Genomic DNA, 4,306 nt, shown 5'->3' with positions numbered 1-4,306 from the left:
GTTCGTCCAAATCAATGGCTTCTTCTTCGGACACCTCCACCCATTCAACGTTTTCTTTCCCTCTTATCGCACATGAGTACATCTCGGCGGCGGCAAGGTTAGAGAACACCTCGTGCATAGGCTCGCCGTTCTCTAACCAGTAAACACAATATTCGACCATAACAGTTTTATCATTTATCGTTGTAATGCCCCTCTACCTCCAAAATGTAGACCTCTACCACTTCCTCGTAAATGTCATAGATTATCCGGTCATGGGCGGTAATGTGTCGAGACCATGTAATATCCCCACCGCCCCTTAACGCTTCGGGATGCCCAAGCCCAGTCTTAGGGTGCTCTAACAATTCTTTGTAGATTTTCTTATACTTCTTGAACAAATTGGGGTTTGATTTCTTCCATTTGGCAATCACCTTATCCACCCCGTCGGAAACCCTAATTGTGTACATCATAGACTGTCGAAATAAGCATCAATATCCTCACTGCTTTTGAGGGTAACACACTTTCCGGATTTGATTTCTTCCCTTGCCTTGTCAATCCTTGCTTGCAGTTCCGGGGTTATCATCAAATCTTCACGACCAACTTTTACCAAAGCGTAAATCTCGTTTTTCCTGCGAATTAGTACCTGCTCGCCATTGTCAGCTTTGGTGAAAGACGCTGCGAGGTTGTTACGGTATTCTCTTACTGATAATGCTTCCATATCTGTTTGCTTTTAAATTCAGTACAAAGATAGCTATATTTCAATAAAATACAAACTTTTTGCACACAAATGTGTACACGCCATAAAAAGCCGTTCACAGTCCTACCGCCCGTTGGTTGGTTTTGCTTTGCTTTTTTCCCCTATTGTTTTTCTTTTTCCGACAGTAAATCAACCACTTATCCGTAAAAAATCAATGACTTGTTATAAAGCATAACTTGTTTATATGCTTATCAGCTTTTTTTTTTAACTAAAAATTATGCTGAAATCCAATAATTTACACAATCTATTTAACACATTACTACGACTTTTTGAATGCTATTTAACACATTACTACGACTTTTTGAATGTTATTTTCCCTTCCAAATACGACTTTTTGAATGTTATTTTGCATCATCTACGATTTTCATTTGCACAAGTCGTAATTACTTATTATATTTGCGCAACATACTAATAATCAATAAAGGATGAAGAAAATCATAGTTCATTTTAAGAAAGAAGAATTTGAAAGGGTTAAAAACGCAATTTCTATCCTCGCAAAATTTTCTGAAATATACGCTCCTCACATAGATAAAGCCAACAGTATTTTATCCTTTCGTGTAGATGATGAAAACGAAACAACAGAAGAACAACAGTGTAACAGTCGTCAATAAAGACCAAATACAAAGCTATATTATGACGACAGCCAAGTATGACTTTTCCGTTTATGAGAAGCGCATACTTTATAGAATTGTAGAAATGGCTCAAGGTGAACTCCAAGGAGTTAGATTTGCAACTGATTGTAAAAAAATAGAACACACACTTTTTGATACCGTTCACATCACAATGCCTATTGCTTCATTGCTAAATGGAGAAAGTGATGAAAACTACACACGTGTAAAACAAGCACTGTTATCTCTACAAAAGAAAATCTTTACCTATGAGGATGAAAAAGAATGGATAAGCATTTCTATTATTGCATTGCCAAAGATAAAGAAGCGTTCATCTGTTGTATCATTCCAAATAGACTCACACATATGGGACTGCTGCTTAGATTTTTCAAAAGGGTTTCGCAAATACGAATTAGCCACTGCGATGAAGTTTAAGAGTGTATATTCTATGCGGTTCTACGAACTTTTAAGCGGTCAGAAAACAAAACTAATCTATCCACTTGAACAGCTCAAAGAAATGTTTAAAGTACAAGATAAATACGCAAAGACAAACGATTTTGTCCGGAAAGTAATTGAACCTGCAAAAAATGAGCTGGACGAACTAAGTCCTTATACATTCGAATGGTCCGCAAACAAGGAAGGGAAAAAAATTGTAAGTTTCAACTTCTATCCAATATTCAAGCCAGAGCATCGTGATGCAGAGCTATACAAAAAAGAGCTACAAAAGCAAACCGGGCTTTCATGGGATTTAGGTAGGCAAGTGATAAGTTACTTAAAAACATCTTTGGAGTTCTCCGATAAAGAAATCAAAAACAACCGGGATTTATTTGTAACAGCACAAATGGAACTTCCAGACATCATGACAGAACTCGCCATACTTAGAGGAAAATCAAGGACAAAAACAAATCCAAAAGGGTGGATTATAAATGCCCTTAAATGGAAAATCAAGGATAAGTGACAAGATTACCCCGGCTGAAATATACCGGGGTAATCTTGTCAAATCAGAGGAACGATTTCCATTTCTACACCAAGCTCTTTCATCTGCCGCTGTATTTCCTCGCTGCTTAGTTTCTCTTTCGCCAGTACAAGCCCATGAAAGGCGTCCCAGCCTGCCGGCTTCGAAACGATACTACCGTTTAGGACGGCATGGGTGATTTCGCCGCCGGACTTCGCACCCTTGTTCAGTATGAAGAAGAACCGGGGTTCTTCGTGTTCCGCTGTTCCCATAATTCGTAAAGTTAGATGTTTATTTATTCCCCTTTTGTTCCCTTGCCTGCTCTTGGTAGTATTCATAATACTGCTTGTAGTTGTCCCGGTCTTTGGCTGCATCCGTCCAAAGATAGCACATGAAACAAGCGAACAATAGGGAGATAACAGCACAAAGGATTGAGTAGAACGAAATTCGTTTGTCCACATAACCGCCGTTTTTCATTCTATACCCCTGCCGTTCAAAGTCCGCCAATACGTTTTTTAGGCGATTTTCGGCACTTTCAAGGCTTTTCCCGTCTATTTGTACCTTTCGGGCTGTTGCGTCCTCTATGCGCTTCGTATAGACTTCAACACGCTTTAGTTCTTGATACACCAGTTCTACCGCAAGCTGCGGGTTTACCCTTGGCGTTGTGTCTTTTCTTTTCCGGGGGCTGTACTGTCCCTGCTTAACGTTGGAAGCTGCCGCTTCCGGGTGTGAGTTTGTTTCCATGAGATATGTTCATTGAGTTGCACTTCAGTTTGCTTTGTGTCCGCTCGATATGGGCGAGAGTGTAGCCTTTCCCTATCTCGCTTGCCTTATACTCCGTACCGCTTCGGGCTGTGACATAGTAGCCGTTAAGTTTCCCGGTGCTTGCCCTGGCTTCCCGGACTTTAAAACCTCTCTTACCAAGTTCTTCCTTGAATTTGGTAAAGTCAAAGCCCTGCATCTTCTTCAATACGCCGTCCATGGCTTCCTTGATTTCCGCTTTGTTGACTTTGCCAATGTCCTGCGACTGTACAAAGTTCCGTTCCTTGGCTATGGCATTGGCGGCTTCCGTTGCCTTTTTCCCTATCCAGTTGTCCCGGTACAGTTCCCCGGAAAGGGAAACCCGGTTTGCCAGTATGTGCAGGTGGGCTTGCTCTTTCTTGCTCTCCGTACCGCTGTGCCGGATGATGATGTACTGGTGGTTCGCCAACCCCATGCGCTGCATGAAGTCGTTACCAAGTTCCGCCCAGTCCGCATCCGTAAAGGTGGCGCTTTCCTCTATCGAGGGGCTGACCTCGAAACGTAGGCAGTTGTTTTTTACGTTCGGAAAATCAATGTGATACGGTTTCATTTCCTGCACCATTTCCGCACCAGTACACCCATAAAGTTCATGCCGGGCTATCTCGGTGGCTACTGCCTGCCCGTTTATCTCTTTGGCGAGGTCGTACTCCAATGCCGCCACACCATGTGATATGCTTTTCCCTTTCCCTATCATCGTGAGAGTATTTTTTTGAGCTCTGTAATTAGTGCCCGGTTCTCCTCGAACACTTCCCGGTACTGGCGACCACCGAAGTAGTTGTTCAGCCGTTGGAGCGTTCCTTTCAACTGGGCTATGTCCCGGAGAAGCTGCCGTTCCTCCTCGGTGTACCTCTCCCTTGGGCGCCCCCCAAGGGACAAACTCCGGCAGTATTCCGATACGCTTAGACTGCACCGGGCTGCCTGCTCCGCAAGTGCGTCCTTTTCAAGTTCGGTACATCGGAATGTAATCTTTTCGTTCCGTCTTAGTTCCATGCCACAAAGGTAATCTTAAAATCTTTTTGAGCAAAGCGAGAAAAGCAAGAATTGTCCGACAAGGACACTTCTTGCTATATATACACATGCCGCATGGGAATACATCCACGCCAACCGCCCGGCAAAAAGCCCAGGCATGTTAGAAAATCCCCCACAGCCTAACAATTTCTACCCAAGGGGATTACACGCCGCAGAAGTCATCCGGGAACATGTCTTTCA

8 protein-coding genes are annotated in these 4,306 nt (G+C 42.9%); 2 read left to right on the top strand and 6 right to left on the bottom strand.

All coding sequences use genetic code 11. The features are described from left to right. Positions 1 to 170: 170 nt before the first annotated feature. Positions 171 to 446: a type II toxin-antitoxin system YoeB family toxin gene (locus BACPLE_RS07870; protein ID WP_004327436.1), complete on the bottom strand. Its 276-nt coding sequence runs from the start codon at positions 444 to 446 to the stop codon at positions 171 to 173. Next, a complete protein-coding gene (locus BACPLE_RS07865; RefSeq protein ID WP_004295507.1) occupies positions 443 to 694 on the bottom strand; it encodes a hypothetical protein in 252 nt (83 codons plus the stop codon). Before BACPLE_RS07865 ends, BACPLE_RS07870 begins: the two co-directional genes overlap by 4 nt. A 464-nt stretch (positions 695 to 1,158) precedes the next feature. Here BACPLE_RS07865 and BACPLE_RS18845 point away from each other — a divergent pair, with 464 nt between their 5' ends. Both BACPLE_RS18845 and BACPLE_RS07860 read left to right on the top strand, forming a co-directional pair. After that, the gene (locus BACPLE_RS18845; RefSeq protein ID WP_007560600.1) at positions 1,159 to 1,344 is read left to right on the top strand and encodes a hypothetical protein; all 186 of its coding nucleotides are present in this window, start codon (positions 1,159 to 1,161) and stop codon (positions 1,342 to 1,344) included. Then, on the top strand, positions 1,295 to 2,299 hold the full coding sequence (locus BACPLE_RS07860) for a replication initiation protein (protein WP_007560598.1): 1,005 nt from the start codon (positions 1,295 to 1,297) through the stop codon (positions 2,297 to 2,299). Before BACPLE_RS18845 ends, BACPLE_RS07860 begins: the two co-directional genes overlap by 50 nt. Positions 2,300 to 2,337: 38 nt before the next feature. Here BACPLE_RS07860 and BACPLE_RS07855 read toward each other — a convergent pair whose 3' ends face one another. Genes BACPLE_RS07855 through mbpA form a run of 4 tightly spaced genes read right to left on the bottom strand, consistent with a single transcriptional unit; the run spans position 2,338 to position 4,087 of the window. Further along, a complete protein-coding gene (locus BACPLE_RS07855; RefSeq protein WP_007560596.1) occupies positions 2,338 to 2,568 on the bottom strand; it encodes a hypothetical protein in 231 nt (76 codons plus the stop codon). 19 nt (positions 2,569 to 2,587) lie between these two features. Beyond that, positions 2,588 to 3,040, bottom strand: coding sequence for a mobilization protein MbpC (gene mbpC, locus BACPLE_RS07850; protein WP_004295511.1), 453 nt, complete (start codon positions 3,038 to 3,040; stop codon positions 2,588 to 2,590). Beyond that, positions 2,997 to 3,791, bottom strand: a complete 795-nt coding sequence (mbpB, locus tag BACPLE_RS07845) for a mobilization protein MbpB (RefSeq protein ID WP_007560590.1) — start codon at positions 3,789 to 3,791, stop codon at positions 2,997 to 2,999. The genes mbpC and mbpB overlap by 44 nt, the downstream gene beginning before the upstream one ends. Then, entirely contained in the window at positions 3,788 to 4,087 is a 300-nt protein-coding gene (gene mbpA / locus BACPLE_RS19850; protein WP_004327437.1) for a mobilization protein MbpA, read from the bottom strand. The genes mbpB and mbpA overlap by 4 nt, the downstream gene beginning before the upstream one ends. Positions 4,088 to 4,306 lie beyond the last annotated feature (219 nt).

Source organism: Phocaeicola plebeius DSM 17135 (assembly GCF_000187895.1).
Lineage (GTDB): Bacteria > Bacteroidota > Bacteroidia > Bacteroidales > Bacteroidaceae > Phocaeicola > Phocaeicola plebeius.
The sequence above is the reverse complement of the archived record's forward strand: the minus strand, read 5'-3'. Positions and strand labels throughout refer to the sequence as shown.

Coding starts and splice junctions, on each gene's coding strand:
- mbpB (WP_007560590.1), bottom strand. CDS start 3,791: ATGATAGGGAAAGGGAAAAGCATATCACATGGTGTGGCGGCATTGGAG.
- mbpA (WP_004327437.1), bottom strand. CDS start 4,087: ATGGAACTAAGACGGAACGAAAAGATTACATTCCGATGTACCGAACTT.
- BACPLE_RS07870 (WP_004327436.1), bottom strand. CDS start 446: ATGATGTACACAATTAGGGTTTCCGACGGGGTGGATAAGGTGATTGCC.
- BACPLE_RS18845 (WP_007560600.1), top strand. CDS start 1,159: ATGAAGAAAATCATAGTTCATTTTAAGAAAGAAGAATTTGAAAGGGTT.
- BACPLE_RS07865 (WP_004295507.1), bottom strand. CDS start 694: ATGGAAGCATTATCAGTAAGAGAATACCGTAACAACCTCGCAGCGTCT.
- BACPLE_RS07855 (WP_007560596.1), bottom strand. CDS start 2,568: ATGGGAACAGCGGAACACGAAGAACCCCGGTTCTTCTTCATACTGAAC.
- BACPLE_RS07860 (WP_007560598.1), top strand. CDS start 1,295: ATGATGAAAACGAAACAACAGAAGAACAACAGTGTAACAGTCGTCAAT.
- mbpC (WP_004295511.1), bottom strand. CDS start 3,040: ATGGAAACAAACTCACACCCGGAAGCGGCAGCTTCCAACGTTAAGCAG.